The following is a 23,267-nucleotide window of genomic DNA, read 5'->3' on the forward strand; positions in this document are numbered from 1 at the left end:
TGATGGTCAGGATTGGGCGCGCGGGCCGAAGGCCGTGGCGATGAGTCGTTTTTGCGCGGCGGCGTGCAGGGCCTTGGCCCCTTCCGCCGGGCAGGCCATGGGGGGGCGTCCCGCATAGCGGAACGAGGTGGCGAAGAGGCGGCCCAGCCGGTTGCGCAGATGGCCCCACGCCCCCATGTTGGAGGGTTCCTCCTGGCACCACACGAAGTCGCGCACTTTCTGGTAGGGGGCGAGCAGGTAGGTAAGCTGTTCCTGCGCCAGCGGGTAGATTTGCTCCACGCGGATGATGACGGTGTCCGCGATGCCGTGTTCCTTTCGGTAGGCGTCCAGGTCGTAGTAGATTTTTCCCGTGCAGAAGACGGCGCGCGTGATTTTGTCCGGAGCCGGGCTTTCCGGATCAGCCAGTACTTCGTGGAACCGGGACGGAGCCAGGAATTCACGGCGGGCGGAGGCGGCTTCCGGCCGGGAGAGCAGGCTTTTTGGCGTGAAGACGATGAGGGGCTTGTGTACGTTCTGGTGTATCTGGCGGCGCAGGGCGTGAAAGTATTGGGCAGGTGTGGTCGGGTTGATGACCTGCATGTTGTCGTCCGCGCAGAGCTGGAGATAGCGTTCCATGCGGGCGCTGGAGTGCTCGGACCCAGCCCCTTCGTAACCGTGGGGCAGGAGCAGCACGATGCGGCATTTCTGGTGCCATTTGGCTTCCGCGGCCGCAATGAACTGGTCCACGATGACCTGGGCTCCGTTGGCAAAGTCGCCGAACTGGGCTTCCCACATGACCAGGGCGTCCTGGCTTTCCAGGGCATAACCGTATTCGAAGCCCAGCACGGAGGCTTCCGACAGGGAAGAGTTGTAGATGCGGAAGGCGGTGGTGCCGTGGTTCAGTTTTTCCAGCGGCGTGTACACGGAGCCGTTGTTGAAGTCATGCAGGACGGCATGCCGCTGGGAGAAGGTGCCGCGCTGGCAGTCCTGTCCGGAGAGGCGAACGGTGTGGTTTTCCGTGAGCAGGGATCCCCATGCCAGGGATTCCGCCATTGCCCAGTCCAGCGGGCCGTCTTCCCGGAAGGCTTCACGGCGGCGGGAGAGGAAGCGTTTTTCCAGGGTAGGGTGGGGCGTGAAGTTTTCCGGCAGTTCCGTCAGGATGTCTCCGATGCGCCGGAAGAGGTCCGGGCTGATGCCCGTGCGCACGCTGAGGCGGGGAATGGGGGATTCATCCGCATCCGGCGCGCTGACCGGGAGGATGTAGTCCGCCGGGTGCTCCTTCATCTGGTCGTATGCCTGCTGCATGCCGTTCCAGATGCGTTCCCTGATGCCATGTTCCTCCTGTTCCGTCAGTTCCCCCCGTTCCCGGAGCAGGGTTCCGTACAGGGCCGCCGCCGTGGGGCGCGCCTCTATTTTTTTGGTCTGCATGGGGGCTGTGAAGGCGGCCTGGTCCGTTTCATTGTGTCCCAGGCGGCGGTAGCAGTACATGTCCAGAATGATGTCGCGGCCGAATTTCTGGCGGAACTGGAGCGCGAATTCCGCGGCCCAGATCAGGTTTTCCGGGCTTTCCCCGTTGATGTGCAGAATGGGCGCTTCCAGCATCTGGGCCACGTCCGTGGCGTAATGGGAGGAGCGGGCTTCATCCGGGCTGGTGGTGAAGCCGATCTGGTTGTTGATGATCAGGTGGATGGAACCGCCGGTCCGGTAGCCTTTCAGCTGGGAGAGGTTGAGCACTTCCGCCACCAGCCCCTGTCCGGCGAAGGCGGCGTCCCCGTGGAGAATGAGCGGGAGCACATGTTTTCTTTCCATGTCATCCAGGCTGTGCTGCCTGGCCCTGGCGCGGCCTTCCACTACGGGGTAGACGGCTTCCAGGTGGCTGGGATTGGAGGAGAGGTTGATGTGCAGGGGTACGCCGTCCACGTGGCGCGTGGCGGCATAGCCCAGGTGGTATTTCACGTCGCTGCGGCCGATGGGGGATTCCGGAAGGTAGTCCGGCGTGAATTCGTAAAAGATGGTTTTCAGCGGCTTGTGGAGGATGTTTGCCAGCACGTTGAGCCTGCCCCGGTGGGCCATGCCCATTTCCACGTGGGAGATGGCTGCCGCAGGACAGCGTTTGACCAGGGCGTCCAGCAGGACAATGGCGCCTTCCCCCCCTTCCAGGGAGAAGCGTTTTTCCCCGATAAAGCGCTTGCCCAGGAATTCCTCGAACAGTTCCGCCTTGCAGAGGTGGATGAAGGCGTCCCGGCGGGTTTCCGGGCCGTAGTCCACGCCGTCCGCCCGGCGGTCTATTTTTTCCTCAATCCAGGAGCGGATTTCCAGGTTGTCAATGTGCTGGTATTCAAATCCGATGGCCCCGCAATAGGTGTTCCGGAGGTGGGCGATGATTTCCCGGAGGGTGAAGATGCGCCCTTTCTGGAAGGTGCCGATGTTGATGGGCTGGTCCATGTCTTCCGGGCGGAAGCCCAGTTCTTCCGGACGTACGGGAACGGTCGCTTCCTCCGGAGAGTCCAGCGGGTTGAAGCGGGCGCATTTGTGCCCCATGACCCGGTATGCCCGGATGAGCTGGTTGACGCGCCCGCGGCCTTCCGCGCTTTCCGGCGGAACCGTGTACGGGGAGGCGTCCGCAGCGTTTTCCTCTTCCCGCGGAGCGCCGCCGCTGCCCAGTTCGTATCCCTCAAAGTAGGCCGCCCAAAGGGGATCTACGGACAGCGGATCGTTTTTCCATGTTTCATGGAGCGCCGTGATTTCCTCAGGCGTGAGTCTGGAGAAGATGGAGGCGTTCATGCGGGAAGGATGGACGGAATGGGGAACAGTGGTTTATTCGCTGGTTGTCGTCCGCTTTCTGAAGGCGGAATTTCCAACCATTAATAGCTGTGCTCGTTGAGCTGCACCTTGCCGCGGAAGACCCAGTAGATGGCCGCGGAGTAGGCGAGGACGATCGGAACGCCGATGAGGGCGATGTAAGTCATCACCATCAGGCTTTCCCGGGTGGAGGAACCGTTGACGAGGGTAAGGGAGTGCTCCGGATTGGGCATGGAGTAGAGCAGGTTGGGGAACATGGAGGCCCCGAACATGGCCATCATGCACCCCATCGTGGAGCAGGAGGCGATGAAGGCCCAGCCCGACCGGTTTTTGCTCATGAATATCCAGATGGCCGCAATGGAAACAGCAGCCAGTGCGGCGATGCCGTAGATCCAGGGAGAGTGTTCCAATGCCGCCGCCACGTGCGGCACATACAGGAGCGTGGCCGCGCCGTGAATGATGATCAGGATGGTGAAGATGATGATGCAGGGCTTGAGGAGCCTTTTGATTTGCTGCTGGAGGTTGCCCTGCGTTTTCATCATCAGGAAGATGCCGCCGTGCATGGCGAAGAGGGCCACCGTCGTGAGGCCCAGCAGGACGGCGTAGGGGTTCAGCAGGCTCAGGAAAGTTCCTGTGAAGTTGCCCTGCCCGTCCAGCGGGATGCCCCTGGTGACGTTGCCCATGGCCACCCCGATGAGCAGGGCCGCCAGGAGGCTGCTGACGGAGAAGGTGATGTCCCAGCCCTTGCGCCACCACTGCATGGGCTGCTTGCTCCGGAATTCGATGGAGACGGCCCGGAAGATGAGGGTGAGCAGCAGGAGCATGAAGGCCAGGTAAAATCCGGAGAAGACGGAGGCGTACACGTACGGGAAGGCGGCGAAGAGGGCGCCCCCGCCCGTGATGAGCCAGACTTCATTACCGTCCCATACAGGGCCTACGGCATTGAGCATCAGTCTTCTGTTTTCATCTCCCTTGATAAAGAACTGGAGGGTGCCGGTTCCCAGGTCAAAGCCGTCCAGAACGGCGTAGCCGGAGAAGAGTACGCCGACGAGGATGAACCAGATGATTTGCAGGTCTGCGAGAGTGAGGTTGTCCAACATGGTTTTAAGTGGGGGGGATGGGGATTAGTCTTTGACAAAGGGTACCTGAAGCTTGCCTTCACCCGTGCCGTCGTCTTCCTTCGCTTCCTGGTCGGGGCCCTTGTGGATTTTATGGGTGATTTGGTAGAGGAAGAGGGCCAGGAGCAGGGTATAGATGACGAAGAACATGCCCAGCGAGGAGAGTGCCTCCGCCGCGGTGAGGGTGGGGGAGACGGCGTGCTCCGTCCTCAGGATGCCGTACACGATCCAGGGCTGGCGGCCCATTTCCGCCACGGCCCAGCCTACCTGGTTGGCAATCTGCGGCCCCAATACGGAGAAGACGAAGCACCAGAGCAGCCATCGTTTTTCAAAGAGCCAGCCGCGTTTCCACGCCCAGAGGCCCAGCAGGAACAGGGCGCCCAGCGCACAGCCGATGAGGATCATGAGGTGGAAGGAGTAGAAGACGGGCAGGATGGGGGGACGTTCGTCCTGCGGAATGGCGTTCATGCCGGTGATGGGGGTATCCAGGTCATGATGAGTCAGGAAAGTGAGCATGTACGGGATGGAGATGCCCGTCACTTCATGGGTGGACGGGTTCATCCAGCCGACGAGGTGGAGCGACTGCGGAGCCCCCGATTCCATCACGCCTTCCATGGCGGCGAATTTGGCGGGCTGGTGGACGGAGACTTCACGTGCGCTGGAGTCGCCCGTGATGCCCATGCCGACCACGCCTATCAGGCCGATGACCAGCGCCACCTTGAAGCTTTTCTTGGCGCCGCCCGTAAAGCGTTTTTTCAGGATGTACCAGGCGGAGACGCTGAGCACCAGCGTGGCTCCCGCCAGCCAGCACCCCGCCAGGGCGTGCGTCAGGCGGTCCACCGTGGACGGGTTGAAGACCACGTCATAGAAGCTGGTGATGTGCGCCTGGATTTTTCCGTTTACTTCCACCAGTTTGTAGCCGGCGGGCGTCTGCATCCAGGAGTTCGCCACAATGATCCAGATGGCGCTGAAATGGGCGCCCAGGGCCACCATGCAGGCGGAGAAGAAGTGCATTTTGGGCCCCACCTTGTCCCAGCCGAAGAGCAGGATGGCCAGGAAGCCGGATTCCAGGAAGAAGGCGAAGATGCCTTCCGCCGCCAGGGGGCTGCCGAAGATGTCGCCTACGCAACGGGAGTAGTCCGCCCAGTTGGTGCCGAACTGGAATTCCATCACGATGCCGGAGGCCACGCCCAGCGCGAAGATGATGCCGAATATCTTGGTCCAGAATTTGGCCTGCTTGTGGTAGAGCTCGTTTTTTGTTTTCAGCCAGAGGCCTTCCAGTGCCACCAGTACCACCCCCAGGCCGATGGTCATCGGCGGGAAGATGTAGTGGAACATGATGGTGACGGCAAACTGAAGACGGGATAATAAGACCGGATCGTCCATGATTGATTGGGGATGAGTGGTTGTTTATGGAACAAGATGCCGGCAGCCAAATTCCGGAACCTTTATGTTTTATACATCCCGGAGAGGGCTTTGTTCAATTATTTTCCTTCCGCTCTCACAACTTTTTTAGATTTTCTCTAAAAAACAAGGGCTTAAAGGCGGATGAACGCTTCCGTGCCTTCTTCCGTCAAGTCAAAAAGGGTCAGCATGTCCTGCGGGGAAAGGCGAATGCAGCCGTGGGAGTCCGGTGTTCCGAGGCTGTCCGTCCGGTTGGTGCCGTGGATATAGATGTAGCGCTCCTGCGTATTGGCGTTTCCGGGGTCCAGGCCGTCCAGCCACAGGATGCGCGTCAGGATGAAGTCAGAATGTTCATTCATTCCCTCCGGGATGGCGGCCGGGTAGCAGCCAACCGGGAGCCGAGAGACGAAGATGGTGTCCTCAGGCAGTCCCGCTCCGATTTTTTTGCAGATGCGGAAGCGGCCCAGGGGCGTTTTTCCTGATCCCTGCTGACTGCCCGTGCCGGCTTTCCCGCTGGAAACAGGGCAGGAAAACAGGATTGTTCCGGCGGATTCCAGGGTCAGCTTCTGCCGGGAAAGATTAATGTGCAGCACTGCGGGAGGAGACATGCCGGGAAAAGAAAAAAGAGAAAAGGAGAACGGGAATGGGAATGGGATTAGGCTTCCTGCTCCATGCGGGCGATGATGGCGCGAATGGCGTCCGTGAGCTGCCGCGCCACGTTGTTGTAGGCGGCCTGCCCGCATCCGATGGGGTCACTGATGTTCCTGTTGTCCGTGTAGCAGGTGACCAGCCTGATCTTGTCCGCGTGTTCGGGAAAGTTGGCCAGCATGGCGGCCAGATGGCTTTCCGTCATCGTGTAGATGTCCGTGGCTTCTTCCACCAGTTCCAGCGTGACGGCGCGGCTTGCATGGCCGGAGAGGTCCACTTCGTGGTCGTTCAGGACATGGAGCGTTTCCGGGCTTGCTCCCTGTCCGTTCCAGGCGGCGGTGCCTGCGGACCCCGCCAGCCATTCCGGATGGCCGGCGGAAAGCTTCAGGAAGAGGCCTTCGGCCATGGGACTGCGGCACGTGTTTCCGGTGCAGACGAAGAGGATTTTTTTACGCTGGTTCATGAATCAGACTGTTTTTTGGGGTGGTGCGGGATGGGAACCTCATTGGGTTCCTGATACAGGTTGTCCGGGGGAAGGACGCTGCCGGCTCCGTTTCCGTTTTCCGGAAGGGCGGAGGGAGGCGGGTCTTCCCCGTCATCTTCTTCCGCTTCATGTGAAGGAGGGGAAAACCAGGGAATCAGGCTGCCGGCCAGGGCCACGCACAACACGCCGGTGACGGGAGTCATGACGGGGAACCAGACTCCGTGTACGGAGAAAAGGTACCAGGCGAGGACGGGAGCGGACAGGATGCAGAAGGCCCACAGGAGCCAGCGACCCCGTTTCCGGAAGCGGAGGGCCCACGTAGCCAGCAGCAGTACGTCCAGCACAATGACCCATTGCACCCAGGCGGGAGCCACCGGAATCAGCATGGCCGGGGCCGGGGCCAGGGCTCCCATGATGCTGCGGATGGTTTTCGCCGTCAGGAGCGCCTGGGCGTCGGGAGCCTCGGAAGGCGTGAAGGGTTCGGAAACGATGACGGCGTCCGCGGAGGAGAGGAGTTTTCTGACGGCGCTCATATCCGGGGGACGGAGGCCGGACATAACGGGAACGATGACTTCCTGCGTGTCCAGCAGCGTGGGACCGCTGTTTTCCGCCAGCGGGATGCGGCCATATTCATCCAGCGGAATGGAACGGCTGTTGCCGAGGAGGAGGGTATCGCCGGGGATGAGCCTGACGTCTTCCGGGTCCAGGTCCAGCGCATTCAGCGCGGCGACGAGGGGAAGGGTGGGGATGATGTCTTCTCCCCAGCGGACAAAGAGAGGGAACGATTTGCCGCTTTCCTGGCTTGCGGAGAACAGGTCGCTGTTTTCCACGACCGTTCCCAGCGTGCCGGCTTCCGTGGTTATCTGGGGTTCTTCCCCCACCAGCCTGTCCGCACGGGGGAATTGGTCCGTTTTTCCGATGATGTTACCGGGAGGGATGGCCAAATGCTTCCAGCCGGACGGCAGGGACGCCCTGCGGGATGATTCGCTCATCTGACGCCCCAGCGCCTTGTGGCGGAAGCGGTCCAGTTCATATCCCACGGCGGATTTGACGATGTTGTCGGGTTCCTCTTCCCAGGCCATGGGGGCAATGGCGTAAACGTTTCTGGCGCCCTGTTCGTACAGGTGGCGGAACAGAACCGTATAGTCCATCGGGTTGGGCGGATAGGTGGGGAAACTGTTCAGGGCGGATTCCCGATGCAGGGAGACGACGGGGAGAGGGGCCGTCTGTCCCTTGTTGAAAAACTCGTAAGGCTGGAGAACAATGTCGCTTTCGGAATTCAGCCCCTCCGTCCTTACGGTGTGGTATTCCTTTTGCAGGGCGCGGACGGCGGCCTGTTCATAAAAAAAGACGGTGGGGGGAATGAGCAGGTAGCCGAATATCCAGCCCAGCCCCAGCGAGAGCTGGAAGAGGGACAGAATAAGCAGGAATTTGGGTTTAAGAGTCATCAGGGCGGCCAAATAGTTATTCTAGCATGCCTGCCAGCGGCTCGGCAAGCATGGAACCGGGGAGAAGACGGCGCAGATGCGCCAGTCCCGCAGGGATTTGTTTCAGATACCAGGTTTTCCCTTTGTTGTGGCCGATGTTGGCGTACGCGCCCAGCATCTGCATGAGCCGCTGCAGGGCGCACGCGCAGAAGATGTCGCGGTCCAGGGCGCGCCCGGTGAGGTGCTCCCATTCCCGGAGGAGTTCGTCCGTCTGCTCCGCTTCCAGATGCGCGTAGCCGTCAAATACCAGGGAAGCCAGGTCATACTCCGGGCGGCCGCCGCGCATGCCCTGGAAGTCGATCAGCCAGGTTTTTCCCGCATGGATGTGCACGTTCTGGGACTGGCTGTCCCGGTGAACGGGGCAGAGCGGCAGCCCGGCCAGGAATTGCGCCATTTTCCGCAGCGCGGGATGGTTCAGGAAGCCGTCCGCGGACAGGCCCAGGTGCGTGCCCAGCAGATGTTCCGCAAAGTATTCCTGCTCCCAGCGGTACAGGGATTCGTCAAAGGAGGGCTGAAAGGAGAAGTTTTCCGGAAACGGGCATTCGTGTAGCAGGCGGAGCTGTTCCATGGCCCGGATGTAGCGGGAACGGAGTTTTTCCCAGGATTCGCTTCTGAAAGACAGGAGGTTGTCGTTCCCCAAGTCTTCCGCCAGGGCCGCTCCGCAGCCGGGAGCGAGGGGTTCGTAGTCATAGACCTCCGGCACATTGACGCCGTTGGCGCGCAAATGGCGGTCCGTGGGGATGAAGGAGTCGTTGTCCGCGCGGTCGTCGCCCCAGAGGATGCCGATGCAGGTCCGGTCCCCAAGACCGATGCGCACGATGGTGCGGCCGGATGCGCCGAGGGCAATCGTCCGGAAGTCCTCTTCCCGGGGCGTGACGTGAAAGGTCCGTTGAACCAGGCGGGAGAGTTCTTTCATGGGGGGGAATGCAGGAAGCCGCTAAAAGCGCGGCGGATGGCATGGAGCGGGAGCCGGGTTCCATCCGCCGTGCAGGCGGGAAGTGGCGGGGTCAGGCGGGGAACTGGTGGTTTTCTCCGTAGCCGTAGTTTTCCACGACGTAGTCCACGTCCTTGTCTCCGCGGCCGGAACAGTTGACCAGAATGGCTCTTCCTGGGTTTTCCTGAGCCCATTTCATGGCATACGCAATGGCATGGGAGCTTTCCAGGGCCGGGATGATTCCCTCATAACGGGAAAGCTTGAAGAAGGCGTCCACGGCTTCCTCGTCCGTAGCGGTTACGTAATTCACGCGGCCGATGTCGTGCAGGTAGGCGTGTTCCGGCCCCACGGAGGGGTAGTCCAGCCCGCTGGCCACGGAATGGACCGGGCCGGGGTTGCCGTCTTCATCCTGGAGCATGATGCTCTCGAAACCGTGCAGGACGCCCTTGGTTCCATAGGTGATGGAGGCGGAATGGTCTCCGAGCCTGGGGCCCTTGCCGAGCGGCTCCACGCCGTAAATGTCCAGCGGGTCGCCCAGGAAGGCAGTGAACATGCCCATGGAATTGCTGCCGCCGCCCACACAGGCGCACACGGCGTCCGGAAGCAGTCCGGTCATTTCCAGGAATTGTTCCCGGGCTTCCACGCCGATGCACATCTGGAAGTCGCGCACCATTTGGGGGAAGGGGTGGGGGCCTACCACGGACCCGATGCAGTAAATGGAGTCCTTGTAGCTGTTCAGGTAGGAATCAAAGGCGGAGTCCACGGCTTCCTTCAGGCTCTGGAGCCCGTGGGTGACGGGGACGACCTTGGCGCCCAGAATTTTCATGCGCGTGACGTTGGGCGCCTGCTTGGCGATGTCCACCGCCCCCATATGAATCTCGCATTCCAGGCCGAAGAAGGCGGCCGCTGTCGCCAGCGCCACGCCGTGCTGGCCCGCGCCGGTTTCCGCAATGATGCGTTTCTTGCCCATGTATTTGGCGAGAAGGCCTTCCCCCATGCAATGGTTGAGCTTGTGCGCGCCCGTGTGGTTCAGATCTTCCCGCTTCAGGTAAATCTGGGAGGTGCCCAGGTGGCGGGACAGGCGTTCGCAGTGGTAAACGGGGGTGGGACGCCCCTGGAACTGCTTGCGGATGCGGCGCAGTTCGTTGATAAACTGGGCGGAATGGGCGATGGTCTGGTAAGCCTCCGTGATTTCTTCAAAGGCGGGGACGAGTTCGTCCGGTAGATATACGCCGCCGTATTCGCCGAAGCGACCCCGGGCATCCGGAAAATTGCGCAGATAAGTATGGAGATCCATGGTGTGTTTCATTCGTGACTGCCAGTATTTAGCACGATGACCCGGCCCAGGCAAAAACAATCTCCACCGGAAGCCCGATTTAAGATCCGGAAAGCGGTCGTGAAAAGCGTTCCGGCAGGCAGGAACGGGCGCGAGGAAGAAACTCCTCCTTCAACGTCCTCCCCGCATGGCTGGCAGGGAGGGGGAAAGAAAACGGGCCTGCGCCGGTTTTCAGCCCAGGCGGCGTCTTTTGATGGACTTGCCGGTGTCCGCGATGGCTTGGCGCGCCTCATGGTCCGTACCGGCCATCAGGGCGGCCAGGTCCCGGACGATGTTCTGGCGCATGCGGTCCACCAGTTCCCGCCCTTCCTGAGTGATGGCGACCATGATCTTGCGTCTGTCCTTGGCCGCGCTCATGCGGGTCAGGTAGCCCATTTCCTGGAGTTTGTCCACCATGCCGGTCGCCGCCGCCGTGGAATGGCCCATCTTCTGCGCGATGCTGGACATGCTCAGGAAGTCCTCGCTGGCCAGATAGGTCAGCAGGAAAAACTGAGGGTAGGAAACCTTGCCTTCATTCAGTTCCGGAGAAAGGTTGAGAATGCAGGAACGCTGGGTGAGCAGGACGAAGTCCGCCAGCTTGTTTGCTTCTTCAGAAATGGAGTTCATCGACGTTGTGAATGTTTGGGGTAAGTTTGGTGCTGTGTTCGCGTCCGGAAGCTGTCCGGCGGTTCGGCAAACCTACCTCCCGCATCTTTCCGGAGCAAGTCAAAAAGATAAATTTTTATTAAAATTTTACATTTGCGGATAGTACGCTTTTTGGTGGTAACTTTTATACAATATGTTGAATGTGAATAGAATGATATTATTTTGATGATACAATGTGAATAACATGTAAAAAAGCTACGTAACCTGCTGAGAAAATAAATCATTTCCGTGTCCGGCATTTATAGCTGTCAAAAATGCCGGAAAAAGATGGATGCAGGATGACAAGGCCCTGCCGGATGAGGATGGCGGAAACGGGAAAAAGGCTGGAATTTGCCACTTCAAACGGAAAGTTTTATGCCGGAGCGGAGGCGCTTCAAGGGGATGGAAAACGGTGGATTTGCGGTGCCCGGCCCGTTCCGGAAGAGTTGGAATGCCTTCTCCGTGGAGGAGGCTTTTTTCTTTAAAACATCCTTATGGAAAATGCCGCTAAAGTGCTGTCTGCCAGGAAATGGCTCCGCCGGTGCGGAGTTTCCGCGCAGGAGGGGTAAACGGGGGTTGAAGCCTGTGGAAAGGCGTCAGTTCAGTGTCATGTCCGGAGACGGTACAGGCGAGGGGCTGGGTGGGCAGGCCCACGTGCAGAGAGGCATTTTTCTCCGGGTTTTTCCTTCAATTCAGGGATATCCGGGCGGACGGGGAGCTTTCCTTCCTGTTACTGCCTTCTGGTGGCAAATGCTTCTCCGCCGACCAGCCAGTTCTTTCCATCCGGGGTATGGATGTTTTTCCAATGGAACGTATGATCCGTGATGTCGGAAAAAATCCATTTCATGTTCTTTTGCGTGATTTCGGTCAGGACGATCTGGCCGTTCTCCTTTTTAGCTTCAAGTTGTACGGTTTCCCCGGCGGTTCCGTAAAAGATGTCCCACGCGCGTTTTCCGGGGTGGTAAATCCTGATGGTTGTTCCGTAGGCCGCATCCGGCCACGTTTTCGTCTTCCTGGCCTGGCGGGAAGGGCAGATAAAGATGTCCTGAATGGCCGTGCCTTCCAGAACCCAGGAGAAAATCCATTCCCCCGGAACATGGCGTTCCTGTTCCGTGCCATGGCCGTCAATCCATTCCATGTCCCAGGTTCCCACCAACGGACCGAACCAGTTGTCTTCCTCCGGAATGGAGGGGTGTTTGCCCTGGCTCGTCAATGCTTTTTCAAATTCTTTCATGTGTTTGTGGAGAGAGGGAGTGTATTTTGCCTTCCCGTGGAGAAGAAACGGAGACGGGGACGTTGATTAGCCGGGCAATTCCGGGGAAAGGCGTTCTACCCGTACCGCCGCAGGAGGCGATTGATGATTGAGCCGGAAGTCCGGAATCCGGGAACAAATCTCGGTCCATGAAAAACGGGAATGCTGGCAGTAGGGAATATCGTGGGTAGTAAAACGGCTTTTTTCAAACGGGCTGTACCGGGGAAGGAGAGTCTATCCCTCCGGCGGGGAGAGAGGAAGGCCCTTCTCCGGGACACGGTTTTTCATGAAACAGGGCCGGAGAATGGCCGGAAAGCCGCTTGTTATGCGTTAATTGGCGGGGGGAGGGGTAAAGACGCGGGAACCCAGGTCCTTGTCCAGGAGGAGCATTCCCTGGCCTTCTCCCTTGATCAGGCGGAGCTTGCTGATGATGTCCTTGACGGTTTCCTCTTCCTCCACCTGCTCGCTGACGAACCAATGCAGGAAAATGTCCGTGGCGAAGTCCTTTTCCTCCTTGGCCAGGCGCACCAGCTCATTGATGCGGCGGGTAACTTCCTGCTCATGCGCAAGCGTGGCTTCGAACACTTCCAGTACATTGGCCCATTCTGCCGCGGGAGCGTCAATGGGAAGCATGACTACCTGGCCGCCACGGGCTAGCAGAAAATCATAAAGCTTCAGGGCGTGGGCGGTTTCCTCCTGGTACTGGATGCGCATCCAGTGGGCGAACCCCGTGAGTCCGGCGTCCTGCATGTAGGCGGACATGCCGAGGTAAAGGTTGGCGGAATACATTTCCCATTTGATTTGCTCATTCAGAGCGGTTGCCATTGTTGTACTGATCATAGTAAAAATCCTGTTGATTTCCTTTTCCTTCTACAAAACAAAGCCCGCAGGATCAAGATAATCCTGCGGGCTGTATGACGGGAAATTCGGGAAAAATCCGCTAAATCAGGCTTCTACGGGAACGGCTTCCGGAGTTTTTTCCGCGGGGGCTTCTTCCGTTTCCAGGGATATGGTTACAGCTTCCTCCGCCTTTGCGGCAGATGCGTCCGCTGCGGATTCCTGCCCGGAGGCCGGAGTATCGGAGGGCTGTACGGCTTCTTCTTCCTGCGGAGAGGGCTGTGAAGCACCTTCCTTGACGGCAGCGGCCGCCTTGTTCCTGCCTTTGGCGGGTTTCGCTTCCTTTTTAGGCTGGGACTGGGCCGGTGCGGGAGCCGTTTTCGGCTGGCTTACGGTGTTGTTGGAGAAAACCAGGATATAGCCTTGTTCGCAAAGCCATAGCAGGTCGCGGACCAGAAGCTGCTGCTTTTCCTTGGCCCGGGCGGTTTCCTCTTCCGTCACTCCTTCATGGTCCGGAATGGGAGAAAGCTCCCTGAGCATGACGTCCACTCCCTTGCCGGGATGTTCCTTTGCCCAGTTTACGATGGACATCAGGGAGTCGGAAAGAATAGTGTTTTCCGTCATGGCCTTGGGACGTGCCGGTCCCGTATAGTGGTTGCCCTGCCATTTGAAGATAGGCATGTGATGGCGGGCCAGCCCGTGGCAGAGGTTCGGAATCAGCATGCTGGGATGGCGCCGGGTGGTACTGGAAAGTTGGATCAGATGCGCCCACAGGCCGGGGGAAAGATGGGTCTTTTTCACCGCGCCGTTTACGAACACCTTGTCCGTAACGTCGTAGCATTCTTCAAAATGGTTGGCGTCAAAATCCTGTTCCACGGAGGCCGGAGTTTCCAGAAGGGTTTCCGGAGCTCCTTCCCGGAGGGGTTTCCAGGCCGTGCGTTTGGAAACGGAGGCCTGCCAGGCTTCCACGGTTTCTTCATTCTTGTCCGTGACGATCTTGGAACGGAAAACCTCGAAAGGCATGTCCGAAAACTTGGTGCGGTGTAGATTCATCAGGGCGGACTGGTAGCCGTGCCAGTTCACCGGGCCTATCAGTTCATTGTTCAGGGAACACTTGGCAATCGCCTTGAAATCTCCCTTGGGGGCTTCCACTTCCTGTTCCACGGACTCGTAATACCGGGGCAGCCATTCGGCGTTCCAAAGATGCTTGACGGCTTCCTGGCGGGAAATAAAGCAGGCTCCGTCGCCATGCTTGCAGTGGTACAGGTCCGGACCGTTCTCCTGCTTCATGAACACCAGGTCATAACGGTCGAACGCGCCCATGACCACCTTGGCCAGGTCCATCAGGGAAATGGTGCGGCGGTGCTTCTGCACCTCCTGGGAAAGCGCGGCCAGGCCGGAGTCCACGGGGCGCAGCTCCACGCGCAGCCCTTCCGCCGGTTCCGCCTGCGGCGCCCGCGCGGGACGTTCATAGCGGTCTCCATCGCGGTGCCCGCGGAAAGGCCCGCGGCTGCGGTCGTCCCGGTTAAACCTTTTTTCTCCCTGTCCGTCAAAACGGCGCTCCCCTCTGGGGCGGCGGTCGTCACGGTTGTCGCGGCGCGGCCGGCGGTCACCCTGACGATCCCTGTCACGGTAGGCCGGCGAGGAACCGGAGTATTCCTTCCGGGCTCCGGCTCTTGCCCATGCCGGACCAAATTGGAAGTCGGCCAGGCCGGAAAGATCCGGCAGTTGCTGCTTGGAGTCTGTGGAGGGAGTTTCTTCGGTCATGATGTACGGGTTGTTTCAATAGCAACTAAATGAGGTATATGGCAATCATTTTACGTGCAAACGGCCTTAAAAACGTTCAAAATGTCATGAAATGCGGCGGGAAATGCTCGTCATCCGCCGCATTTCCTCATCCAACCTTCGTTAAAAAATTCTATTTTATGGATAAAATACGTCAACGACTTTCCGAACTCGGCTACTCCGTTTATGATGCTCCGGCCCCGGTAGGCTCCTACGTCCAATGCGTGCGCACGGGCAATCTGCTTCATCTTTCCGGCGGCATCTCCGTGAATGGAGAGGACAAATATTTTGGCAAGGTGGGGCAGGACCTCACGGTGGAGGAAGGGCAGGCCGCGGCGCGGGCAGCCATCCTCAACCGCCTGGCCGTCATCGTACAGGCGGTGGGTTCCCTGGAAAAGGTTTCCCGCATCGTGGCTGTCAACGGCTTTGTCAATGCAGGGCCGGAATTCTATGATCATCCCAAGGTGCTCAATGGCGCCTCCGACCTGCTGGTGGAAGCCTTCGGGGAAATCGGCCGCCACAGCCGAACCGCCGTCGGCGTGTCCGCCCTGCCGCTCAACGTAGCGGTGGAAATCAGCATGGTTGTGGAAGTCCGCGACTAGGCCATTGACGGGCCTGAAGGGATTCGGACTTGAATCCCCACGGCATTCCTGTAAAGTGCCGTCCGGTCAATGCCCTCGTGGCGGAATGGTAGACGCTGCAGACTTAAAATCTGTTGATCGCAAGATCGTACCGGTTCGAGTCCGGTCGGGGGTACTTCGCTAAACAGCAATAAATTACATAGATAAAAGGCTCGCTTCTGGCGGGCCTTTTTCGTCTCTCAGAATGCAGGTGGCACTGGTTTTTTGATAATTTGGTACAAGGAAGGCTGCTATCAAATGAGCGGCCTGTGGAATGGTGAGGGGCTGATACCTTGTTTCCGGGCAATCTCTTGTTCACATAATGCTTGTCTGTTGCCATTCTTCACATTATATCACTACTTTATGAAGTGGCTGCCGTTTTTTTTTCTGGGTTCCTGTATTGCTTTTGGTGAAGAGATCAGGGGAGTTGTGATTAATGTTATTGACGGTGATACCATTGTTGTTTTGGAGAAAACGCCGGAAGAAAAGATTGTTCATAAAGTTCGTCTTGAAGGAATCGACGCGCCGGAGAGGGGGCAGGACGGTTATGATGGAGCGAAACACTATTTGGAAAAGCTGATCTGGGGGGAGACTGTTACCGTGCGGTATATCGGGCGTGACAGGTATGGCCGCATTTTGGGATTGGTGGTGTATGGGACTGCTTCCGTGGATGAGGAAATGGTGCGGGAAGGATGGGCCTGGCGTTACAAGCATTCAACCAGCCGGAAACTTGCCTCCCATGAATCGGAAGCCAGAGCCGGCAAAAAAGGGTTGTGGTCGGAACCGAGTCCGATTCCGCCCTGGGAATGGAAAGCTGAGAAGAGAAAAGAGGATGGTACTAAAAAGAGAGATAAGTAAGATTTACTGCTGAATCGGCCAGACGAGAGAAATAAGAAGCCCCGGATAAAGGCTCGCTTTTGGCGGGCCTATTTTCATTTTCAGGAGTGAGGAATTGTTGGTCGTGCCTCTATTTTGGGGAAGCAAGGTTTTCCGAACCAATGGTGCAAGGCGCCCGTTTCAGTCAAGCGCAGGAATGCTTCATAAAAGACTGGCAGGTTGAGTGAGGGTGGTTTTCTCCCTCTGGAGATGATGGCGGAATTAGAGGTGTGCTTGAGGTGGTGTTCTGGAAGGTATTGATTCAAAAACGCCTGCTGGATAGCTTTTATAAATGAATTAGAAAAGAATATTTTTCCATATTTTTGAGAGAAGGAATAGTTACTGCGACTTTCAGCAGAAGCTTTCTGTTCTCAACGTGGCAGGCGGGATGATATTTCTCCTGATCACGTACAGATTTGGGAAGAAGTGGTATCGATTATTGCCGTTTTTACCCAGCGCATAAAGAATTATTGTCTTGGGCCGGGAAAAACGGGTAATGGCGGATACCTTTGCTTCGGAAGAGAAAACTTCCATAGGGAACCGCTTCGTCAGTTGTCTTGGACGCCGAGTCAACCGAGCATAGTTGGATATTTTCGACTGCCGGCTGTCCGGAGCCCCCCATTAAAACTGAAAATGAAAGCGTTTTACAACGCTTGCAACCAACAAAAATAATCATGGATAAAATTACCACTATTAACGGAATTCTCATGGCTACGCAGAATGATTTCAATGAGCATGTTGAGGATGCAACCGTTCACGTAACGGAAGAAGAACGTACGGCATGGAATGCCAAGGCGGACGCTTCCGCTTTAGCTTCTCATGAAGAGAATGCGGCCATTCATGTTTCCCGGGAGGAAAACGACACGCGTTACGGGCAGCTGAACGCGGAAAATACATGGACGCAGCCCCAGACTTGCAATGCAGTGGTTAATGCAAAGGGAGGCATATGTGTTCCGGTGCCTTCCAGCGCTCAAGAGGCTTTGAACTATGATAGCTGGTTATTCTTCAGGGCTGCGAATGAGTGGCCTTTGGTATGTAATAGCGGTATAGCAGCCATACCCGCATGGTGCGAAATCATTCATCGGTGGCAGGCCGGCAATATAGGCTGCCGCACGGCCAATGCGTCCCTCCAGTACGGAGCTATTATCTCAGATAACTGGCACCATCTGGTCTTTACTTTCACGCCGGCGCCAGGCCTTTCATTACTTCTTGGAAAGACCCATGCGTGGCAATTTTCTGGATTTATTGGAGATTATGGCTCTATGGAAGAATGGGCTGGCGCCGTATCCTGGTACTTGAGCAATGCTGATCGCGTTTCCCTGATGCTTGGTTCAACTTCTCATGGATATGGTTCGGAAAATAATTCAAATTCAGAATGTTATAATCATTCTATACACTGGGCTACCAGTAATATGACTTCTTACAGATATCCGTACACGAATTCCATTAACAAGAATAATGCGAGAGACTCATTGCCTGCATACCAGATAACCACCTATGGGAAGGAATATCTGGGATCTTCCTCTTCATGTCTGGTACGGGGCACGCACTATGGAGCGCCTGTTGATCAAATTGAGTATGTATGGGCACTGGTACCGTCCCTAAGCCGGATCGCCGTAGCGATGGCTCCTCGCAGCAGCCAGGATTACAGGGATACCATGAACAGGTGGGAGTTGTGGATTAACGGCAATTATGTAATGCCCATGACGGCGGAATTTTACGGTCTTGGACACACCTGTGCGATTAGCACGGCTGTCAAGGCTCACGAGGTAACGGCTACCCGGCAACTCGGACTCAGGATGTCCGGCATGCGGGTGGATAACCGCAATAAACTGGGAGGGAAATCGGCCATTGAAATTTTAAGCCAAGTGGTCATGTCCGGAGTGACTCCCAAGCCGATTCCTGTAGTGGAAGCCAGTACGCTGGATGTACCTGCTGCCGGAGGGGATGTGATATTGACCGTCTCTTCTGTTCTTGCAGAAGATATCTATATTCTTAATGACACCATGTGCGGACATGATCCTGCCGCTGTATGGTGCCGTCAATCCACGGAACAGGTGCCGGGAGGGAGTGGGGAGGTGACGTTGACGCTCGCAGCCAATGCGACCGGGGAAGGCCGGGAAGTATGGGCCTTCATCAGCCATCATTATGGGCAGGCTTCCGTCGTCAAGATCAACCAGACAGCTTGAGGGGACTGACCAAATCAGAAACAACGTTCTCCAGATCAATTCCCGGTAGAAGAAAAATTTCCGGCACCCTTTTGTTTTCCGTCCGTTGAAAGTTGTTTCCCCGGCCTCGCATGGCTTCCGTTGTGATCCATGCGGGGCCGTTTTTATGGAATTGACCCCGTCAGCATGTTGCCCTACGATTGTCTGCAATTCAGGGGAGCCTTGGAAATGTCGTTTCCGGGCTTCCCCGGATTTCCAACACCAATCCTCTATGATCAAAAAGAATATTTTCCCTGCATGGGGAATCGCCTGCCTCGTGCTGTCGGCATTCTCTCCCCTGATGGCGCGCGCCCTTGACTCCTATGATGCCGCTTTGGACAAGGTAAAGGCCATGCAAGCCAAAGCCGATCCGGTCAAACAGAAGAACCGGACAAAAAATCTTGTGAATCTGAAGCTGCGGCTGGAAGCCCTGAAAAAAGGGCAGGATGTCAATGCCGGAGACGATATGACCTGGTCCGCCCTCGCCTGGGCAGCTTATGTAGGCGACAAGGAGATTTTCGACTACCTGCTTTCCAAGGGGGCGAATCCCAGAAGGACGGACCAGTACGGCATATCCGTGTTCATGAGGGCGGCGGAAGGAGGCAATATGGACATCGTCAAGTACCTGGTGGAGGAATGCAAATGCGACCCAAATGAGAAGGACCGGGAATACGGAATTACCGCCCTGATGCGTGCAACTACCTGCAGGCGTCATGGAGTTGTCAATTATCTGCTTGAGAAAAAGGCCAGTGTCCGGTTCAGAGACAAGGGCGGCCGGAATGTGCTGGCCTATGCCGCCGAGGGCAGGAATATGGATGATATGGAAATGCTGGTGGCCAGGGGCGCGGATTTGAATGTTACGGATAAGGAAGGCCGCACCCTGCTGATGCAGGCTTCGGAAAAAGGAAATCTGGAGATGGTGCGGTACCTGGTCGGGAAAGGGGCAAAGGTGAAAGCCAGGACAAAGTACGGAAAGACGGCGCTCATTTTTGCCGCGGAAGGCGGTTATCTGGATGTCGTGGGTTATCTGGTGGATCAGGGAGCGGATATCAAGGCCAGGAATAAATGGGGAGACTCCGTCCTGGATATCAAGACGGTGGATCCGGCGGTCAAAACTTATCTGCGTTCCAGGCTGAAAGCAAAATAGAAATTACTGTCTGTAAAGATGATCAACAGATTGGAAAAACTGGGCAGGGGGCTGTGGAAGAGGAAGAGAAAAATCCTGATTTTGATGCTGAAGACTGGATTGGCGGCGGTGGTTGCCGTGGGTGTGCTGGTAGCCGTCTCCGAATGGTATGCGGATTCCGCTTCCCGGGGCCGTCTGTTCGACCATCCCCGTGATGTCCCCGTCAGGGCCGCAGCCCTGGTGCTGGGGTGTTCACCTACGTTCATGGGCGGTCCCAACGGCTATTTTGACAACAGGATGGACACAGCGGCGGAACTTTGGAAGGAGGGGAAGGTGACTGCATTTGTCGTATCCGGAGACAATTCCTCCCATGACTATAATGAACCGGAAGCAATGAAGCAGGCCCTGGTGGAACGGGGCGTTCCGGAAGACCGGATTGTCTGCGATTTTGCCGGATTGAGGACGCTGGATTCCGTGGTACGGATGAAGGAGGTGTTTGGCGCCTCTCAAATGATCGTCGTTTCCCAGACCTTTCATAACAGGCGCGCCCTGGCGATTGCCCGGTACAATGGGATGGATGCCTATGCCGTGAATGCTCCGGACGTGCCCAACCGCCGTTCCCGGGTTAAAAGCTGGATCAGGGAACGCGGCGCCCGCATGTGGATGATGATGGATTTGTGGCTGTGGGGCAGGGAGCCTCGTTTTCTGGGAGATCCGGTCGCACTGCCGGAAGAGGATGGGGGAACTGTCCAAACGCCTCATAACTCTTGAAATGTCATGAGGCGTTTTTTGGGCAGTCCGTCAGACCGGCAGGAATGAACGGACCTTCTTTCAGCAGGAGTGATGTTTAATCAATAATCTCGGTTACGCGGGCCAGTCTGCCGCGGCCGCATGGAACGGTCCAGCGTTCCTGTGTGAACAATCCGTCATGTGCATGGAAAAGGAATATAAAGATTGGCAGCATCTGCGGGGAATGCTACCGTGCGCCCTATGAAGGAGGAAGATGATCTGGTTCGTGTAGCGCTGCCTCCGCGCTGGCTGGAGTGGGCCGTGGAAATCCAGTTTCTGGCCCAGGCGGGAATCACCTACACCAAAGACTCTTATGATCTGGAACGCTTCGAGCGACTGAGGGATATTGCTGCTGAAATCATGAGTGCCAGGTCCGGGCTGGATATGGATACGGTCCGCGGCCTGTTTTGCAATGAAACGGGATTTCAAACGCCCAAGATGGATACGCGGGCTGCCATTTTCAGGGACGGCAACATTCTTCTGGTCAGGGAAACGGAGTCCGGCCTGTGGTCCCTGCCGGGCGGCTGGGTGGATGTGAACCGGTCCGTGCGGGAAAATACGGCTAAGGAAGTGTGGGAGGAAGCGGGCCTGGAAGTGGAACCCGTCCGGCTGATAGCGCTTCATGACCGCAACAGGCATAATCCTCCCCCCTATGCCTACGGAGTCTGCAAAATCTTCGTTCTCTGTGAAGAACGGGGTGGAAGCTTCCGCTCCAATGTGGAAACGTCTGAAAGCCGCTGGTTCGGCAGGGAGGAACTGCCTCCCATGGCTCTGGAGAAAAATACGCCTGAACAGGTGCGGCTGTGCTTTGACGCCGCGGCGGATCCGCTCTGGAATCCTGTTTTTGATTAAAAGGGAAACGGCGGATTAGTACCGAACGGAAAATCCCGCTCAGGCCGTGGAGTGTGAACCTGCCTTGCTTTTTTCGGTATGGAACGCTGGGGCACCTGTGTTTGCGTGCAGGGGGCAATGTCGCCATTGGCGTTTCCTCTTGGGGAAAAGTTTGGAGACGGCAGGCTTCCGCGGCATGAATTCCAGTGTTCTCCCTCGAAGCCTTTCTGTGCCGTTTTACAACAGATGAGGATCAGTTTTTCCTTTCATGCGGAAGGAGGGGGGAATGGTATGGATGGTGAGAGAATGGTGGGGCCGATGTTTTTTTCACGTTCGGAGCCACAGTCCCGCTTCATCGGAACGCAGAAGAATTCCTCTTGAACGTGACACATTGGATGTAATTGTTGCGGAAAAGTATCAAAATCATGATAAAGCGTTCATTTCCATTGTTTTTATCGTTCAAATTGAAAGGTACTCAGTTAGGGACAAGGATGGATCGGAACCTTTTCATAGATAAACGGAGATAAATATGGATAAAATTACTACCATCAACGGAGTTCTCATGGCGACTCAGAATGATTTTACCGAGCACGTCGAGAATGCGAATATTCATATCATGGAAGAAGAGCGGACGGCATGGAATGCTAAAGCTGACGCCCATGAATTGGGCTCTAAACTGGATACCGATGTCTTCACTGCCCATGAATCCAATGCGGTGAAGCATGTTTCAACAGAAGAGAGAGAAAAATGGAACAGGGCGCCGGAAACCGACGCAGCCGGGAATATGGCTCTTGCCGGGAATCTGACCGCTGCGGGAGGTTCGTTTACGGAATCCGTCCATGCCGGCGCAGGAATAAACATTCCTGTCAGTCCTGTAGCCGATACGGATGCGGCCCGCAAACTGGATTTGTCCCGTCCCCTGTTTTTGCCGGATGGCAATAATAAGGATACCCTGGGCTGGAACCTGTTTGTCCGGAACGGACGCCCGACCACCTATTTCGGGCATTTGGTGAATTTGGATGACCCTGTGCTGATTCTACAGAACTGTGTTCAACAGGGAGACAATTTTGCGGGACACCTTCGGGGAGAGTATACCTACACCCTGGATTTGTGCGGTTACAGGATTGACCATCCCGACGGCTCCAGCCGCAATACGAGACCCGAGGGGGTGCATTGCCAGTGGGGAAGACTGTATAACGCGAATCCCGTGTCTGCCACAGCCAGGCCGGCCAACAGGTACGATACCGCTCTTGCGATAGCTGACAGCTGGAGGGATTACACAGGGGGAAGCCCGATGGTGTGGCCGATTTCCACCGGCGGGGACGGCAAGCAGAGGTTCGGGTTCGTGGCCGGATTCCGGAATAACCTGCTCAACGGGCGCAACCTTGATTATTTGTTCGCTGTTCTGCCCTCAGACTGGGTGAGGCTTATCCTGTATTCTCCCGGTTATGTAGATAATCAGGGTGATCTGGCTAACAAGCAGTGGCATAATAATATCTATTTATTTGCCCAGGACTGCCGGGGTGAGAGTTATTATATTGGCTATGCCATTGATGCCGGCTGGTCGGATTACGCACTTGCCATGAGCAACCACGGGAGGGACGGCGTGTTGAAAATGACGATATACTCCGGAGACGTTTACGGATTGAGGAACCGGTCCGTCTGCATCCATGAGGGATCAAATATCAGGACGACGGGACGTTATCCCATCAGCCAGAGTCTGTTCAAGCCGGATCGTACGGCACAAGTACTGTCCATATCCATTTCTTTGGAAGATACTTCCTATGAAGTAGTGGACAAGCCGGAGTGGATTGCCGTGTCTGCCGCGGATGGCGGTACTTTGGAATTGACCTTGACGGCTAATGAGACGGGAGCGGAACGCCTTGGCCTGACTGATCTCAGGATGAGCAATGGAGTAACCTATTCCATTGTGATTTACCAACAGGCCTGACAGATGAGGTCGCCATACGGATGGGATATTTCCGTATTCATGATTAAGGGGGCATTGATCACAGATGCCATGATATCGCAGCCCATCCCGGACGTAGGAAATGCGTCCGGGATGGGCTCCCCTTTTCTGGAATGAAGGAATGGTAGGTCGGGATGTTCCATTTGAGATGATTGTGAA

General features: G+C 56.8%; 19 protein-coding genes and 1 tRNA gene. 8 read left to right on the forward strand and 12 right to left on the reverse strand.

Going from position 1 to position 23,267, the window contains the following annotated elements:
• Positions 1–6 precede the first annotated feature (6 nt).
• The 12 genes from OQH67_RS10595 to OQH67_RS10650 all read right to left on the reverse strand — a co-directional run bounded on the left by OQH67_RS10595 (position 7) and on the right by OQH67_RS10650 (position 14,672).
• On the reverse strand, positions 7–2,763 hold the full coding sequence (locus OQH67_RS10595) for a 2-oxoglutarate dehydrogenase E1 component (protein ID WP_215436346.1): 2,757 nt from the start codon (positions 2,761–2,763) through the stop codon (positions 7–9).
• 80 nt (positions 2,764–2,843) lie between these two features.
• Positions 2,844–3,881, reverse strand: a complete 1,038-nt coding sequence (gene cydB / locus OQH67_RS10600) for a cytochrome d ubiquinol oxidase subunit II (RefSeq protein WP_215436343.1) — start codon at positions 3,879–3,881, stop codon at positions 2,844–2,846.
• Positions 3,882–3,905: 24 nt separating this feature from the next.
• Complete coding sequence (locus tag OQH67_RS10605; RefSeq protein WP_215436333.1) at positions 3,906–5,285, reverse strand: cytochrome ubiquinol oxidase subunit I; 1,380 nt, start codon at positions 5,283–5,285, stop codon at positions 3,906–3,908.
• Positions 5,286–5,437: 152 nt separating this feature from the next.
• Positions 5,438–5,911, reverse strand: coding sequence for a L,D-transpeptidase (locus OQH67_RS10610; protein ID WP_215436330.1), 474 nt, complete (start codon positions 5,909–5,911; stop codon positions 5,438–5,440).
• Between the two features lie 47 nt (positions 5,912–5,958).
• A complete protein-coding gene (locus tag OQH67_RS10615) occupies positions 5,959–6,414 on the reverse strand; it encodes a low molecular weight protein arginine phosphatase (RefSeq protein WP_215436328.1) in 456 nt (151 codons plus the stop codon).
• Positions 6,411–7,883 carry a CHASE2 domain-containing protein gene (locus OQH67_RS10620; RefSeq protein WP_215436326.1) on the reverse strand — a complete coding sequence of 491 codons (1,473 nt, stop codon included), beginning with the start codon at positions 7,881–7,883 and terminating at the stop codon, positions 6,411–6,413. Before OQH67_RS10620 ends, OQH67_RS10615 begins: the two co-directional genes overlap by 4 nt.
• 16 nt (positions 7,884–7,899) lie before the next feature.
• The gene (locus OQH67_RS10625) at positions 7,900–8,838 is read right to left on the reverse strand and encodes a phosphotransferase (RefSeq protein WP_215436324.1); all 939 of its coding nucleotides are present in this window, start codon (positions 8,836–8,838) and stop codon (positions 7,900–7,902) included.
• 91 nt (positions 8,839–8,929) lie between these two features.
• A complete protein-coding gene (gene trpB, locus OQH67_RS10630) occupies positions 8,930–10,153 on the reverse strand; it encodes a tryptophan synthase subunit beta (RefSeq protein WP_215436322.1) in 1,224 nt (407 codons plus the stop codon).
• 210 nt (positions 10,154–10,363) lie between these two features.
• Positions 10,364–10,798: a MarR family transcriptional regulator gene (locus OQH67_RS10635; protein WP_215436320.1), complete on the reverse strand. Its 435-nt coding sequence runs from the start codon at positions 10,796–10,798 to the stop codon at positions 10,364–10,366.
• Between the two features lie 748 nt (positions 10,799–11,546).
• On the reverse strand, positions 11,547–12,050 hold the full coding sequence (locus tag OQH67_RS10640; RefSeq protein ID WP_215436318.1) for a hypothetical protein: 504 nt from the start codon (positions 12,048–12,050) through the stop codon (positions 11,547–11,549).
• Positions 12,051–12,398: 348 nt separating this feature from the next.
• On the reverse strand, positions 12,399–12,908 hold the full coding sequence (locus OQH67_RS10645; RefSeq protein WP_067569761.1) for a ferritin: 510 nt from the start codon (positions 12,906–12,908) through the stop codon (positions 12,399–12,401).
• A gap of 105 nt (positions 12,909–13,013) precedes the next feature.
• Positions 13,014–14,672 (reverse strand): hypothetical protein, encoded by a 1,659-nt coding sequence (locus OQH67_RS10650; RefSeq protein WP_215436316.1) that lies wholly within the window; start codon positions 14,670–14,672, stop codon positions 13,014–13,016.
• Between the two features lie 158 nt (positions 14,673–14,830).
• Between OQH67_RS10650 and OQH67_RS10655 the strand changes: the two genes are divergently transcribed.
• The 8 genes from OQH67_RS10655 to OQH67_RS10690 all read left to right on the forward strand — a co-directional run bounded on the left by OQH67_RS10655 (position 14,831) and on the right by OQH67_RS10690 (position 23,090).
• The gene (locus OQH67_RS10655; RefSeq protein WP_067569765.1) at positions 14,831–15,292 is read left to right on the forward strand and encodes a RidA family protein; all 462 of its coding nucleotides are present in this window, start codon (positions 14,831–14,833) and stop codon (positions 15,290–15,292) included.
• Positions 15,293–15,363: 71 nt separating this feature from the next.
• Positions 15,364–15,446: transfer RNA gene (locus OQH67_RS10660), tRNA-Leu, on the forward strand.
• Between the two features lie 227 nt (positions 15,447–15,673).
• On the forward strand, positions 15,674–16,168 hold the full coding sequence (locus OQH67_RS10665; RefSeq protein WP_215436314.1) for a thermonuclease family protein: 495 nt from the start codon (positions 15,674–15,676) through the stop codon (positions 16,166–16,168).
• Between the two features lie 692 nt (positions 16,169–16,860).
• Positions 16,861–18,375: a hypothetical protein gene (locus tag OQH67_RS10670; protein ID WP_215436312.1), complete on the forward strand. Its 1,515-nt coding sequence runs from the start codon at positions 16,861–16,863 to the stop codon at positions 18,373–18,375.
• A 250-nt stretch (positions 18,376–18,625) separates the two neighbouring features.
• Positions 18,626–19,540, forward strand: coding sequence for an ankyrin repeat domain-containing protein (locus OQH67_RS10675; RefSeq protein ID WP_215436309.1), 915 nt, complete (start codon positions 18,626–18,628; stop codon positions 19,538–19,540).
• Between the two features lie 18 nt (positions 19,541–19,558).
• Positions 19,559–20,290 (forward strand): SanA/YdcF family protein, encoded by a 732-nt coding sequence (locus OQH67_RS10680; protein ID WP_215436306.1) that lies wholly within the window; start codon positions 19,559–19,561, stop codon positions 20,288–20,290.
• Between the two features lie 219 nt (positions 20,291–20,509).
• The gene (locus OQH67_RS10685) at positions 20,510–21,160 is read left to right on the forward strand and encodes an NUDIX hydrolase N-terminal domain-containing protein (protein WP_215436303.1); all 651 of its coding nucleotides are present in this window, start codon (positions 20,510–20,512) and stop codon (positions 21,158–21,160) included.
• Positions 21,161–21,668: 508 nt separating this feature from the next.
• The gene (locus tag OQH67_RS10690) at positions 21,669–23,090 is read left to right on the forward strand and encodes a hypothetical protein (RefSeq protein WP_215436300.1); all 1,422 of its coding nucleotides are present in this window, start codon (positions 21,669–21,671) and stop codon (positions 23,088–23,090) included.
• Positions 23,091–23,267 lie beyond the last annotated feature (177 nt).

The sequence above is a fragment of the Akkermansia biwaensis genome (assembly GCF_026072915.1).
In the GTDB taxonomy this organism is placed as follows: Bacteria; Verrucomicrobiota; Verrucomicrobiia; order Verrucomicrobiales; family Akkermansiaceae; genus Akkermansia; species Akkermansia biwaensis.

Coding starts and splice junctions, on each gene's coding strand:
- OQH67_RS10675 (WP_215436309.1), top strand. CDS start 18,626: ATGATCAAAAAGAATATTTTCCCTGCATGGGGAATCGCCTGCCTCGTG.
- OQH67_RS10655 (WP_067569765.1), top strand. CDS start 14,831: ATGGATAAAATACGTCAACGACTTTCCGAACTCGGCTACTCCGTTTAT.
- OQH67_RS10610 (WP_215436330.1), bottom strand. CDS start 5,911: ATGTCTCCTCCCGCAGTGCTGCACATTAATCTTTCCCGGCAGAAGCTG.
- OQH67_RS10670 (WP_215436312.1), top strand. CDS start 16,861: ATGGATAAAATTACCACTATTAACGGAATTCTCATGGCTACGCAGAAT.
- OQH67_RS10645 (WP_067569761.1), bottom strand. CDS start 12,908: ATGATCAGTACAACAATGGCAACCGCTCTGAATGAGCAAATCAAATGG.
- OQH67_RS10595 (WP_215436346.1), bottom strand. CDS start 2,763: ATGAACGCCTCCATCTTCTCCAGACTCACGCCTGAGGAAATCACGGCG.
- OQH67_RS10665 (WP_215436314.1), top strand. CDS start 15,674: ATGAAGTGGCTGCCGTTTTTTTTTCTGGGTTCCTGTATTGCTTTTGGT.
- OQH67_RS10620 (WP_215436326.1), bottom strand. CDS start 7,883: ATGACTCTTAAACCCAAATTCCTGCTTATTCTGTCCCTCTTCCAGCTC.
- OQH67_RS10615 (WP_215436328.1), bottom strand. CDS start 6,414: ATGAACCAGCGTAAAAAAATCCTCTTCGTCTGCACCGGAAACACGTGC.
- OQH67_RS10680 (WP_215436306.1), top strand. CDS start 19,559: ATGATCAACAGATTGGAAAAACTGGGCAGGGGGCTGTGGAAGAGGAAG.
- OQH67_RS10625 (WP_215436324.1), bottom strand. CDS start 8,838: ATGAAAGAACTCTCCCGCCTGGTTCAACGGACCTTTCACGTCACGCCC.
- OQH67_RS10650 (WP_215436316.1), bottom strand. CDS start 14,672: ATGACCGAAGAAACTCCCTCCACAGACTCCAAGCAGCAACTGCCGGAT.
- OQH67_RS10685 (WP_215436303.1), top strand. CDS start 20,510: ATGAAGGAGGAAGATGATCTGGTTCGTGTAGCGCTGCCTCCGCGCTGG.
- OQH67_RS10690 (WP_215436300.1), top strand. CDS start 21,669: ATGGATAAAATTACTACCATCAACGGAGTTCTCATGGCGACTCAGAAT.
- OQH67_RS10640 (WP_215436318.1), bottom strand. CDS start 12,050: ATGAAAGAATTTGAAAAAGCATTGACGAGCCAGGGCAAACACCCCTCC.
- OQH67_RS10635 (WP_215436320.1), bottom strand. CDS start 10,798: ATGAACTCCATTTCTGAAGAAGCAAACAAGCTGGCGGACTTCGTCCTG.
- OQH67_RS10605 (WP_215436333.1), bottom strand. CDS start 5,285: ATGGACGATCCGGTCTTATTATCCCGTCTTCAGTTTGCCGTCACCATC.
- trpB (WP_215436322.1), bottom strand. CDS start 10,153: ATGGATCTCCATACTTATCTGCGCAATTTTCCGGATGCCCGGGGTCGC.
- cydB (WP_215436343.1), bottom strand. CDS start 3,881: ATGTTGGACAACCTCACTCTCGCAGACCTGCAAATCATCTGGTTCATC.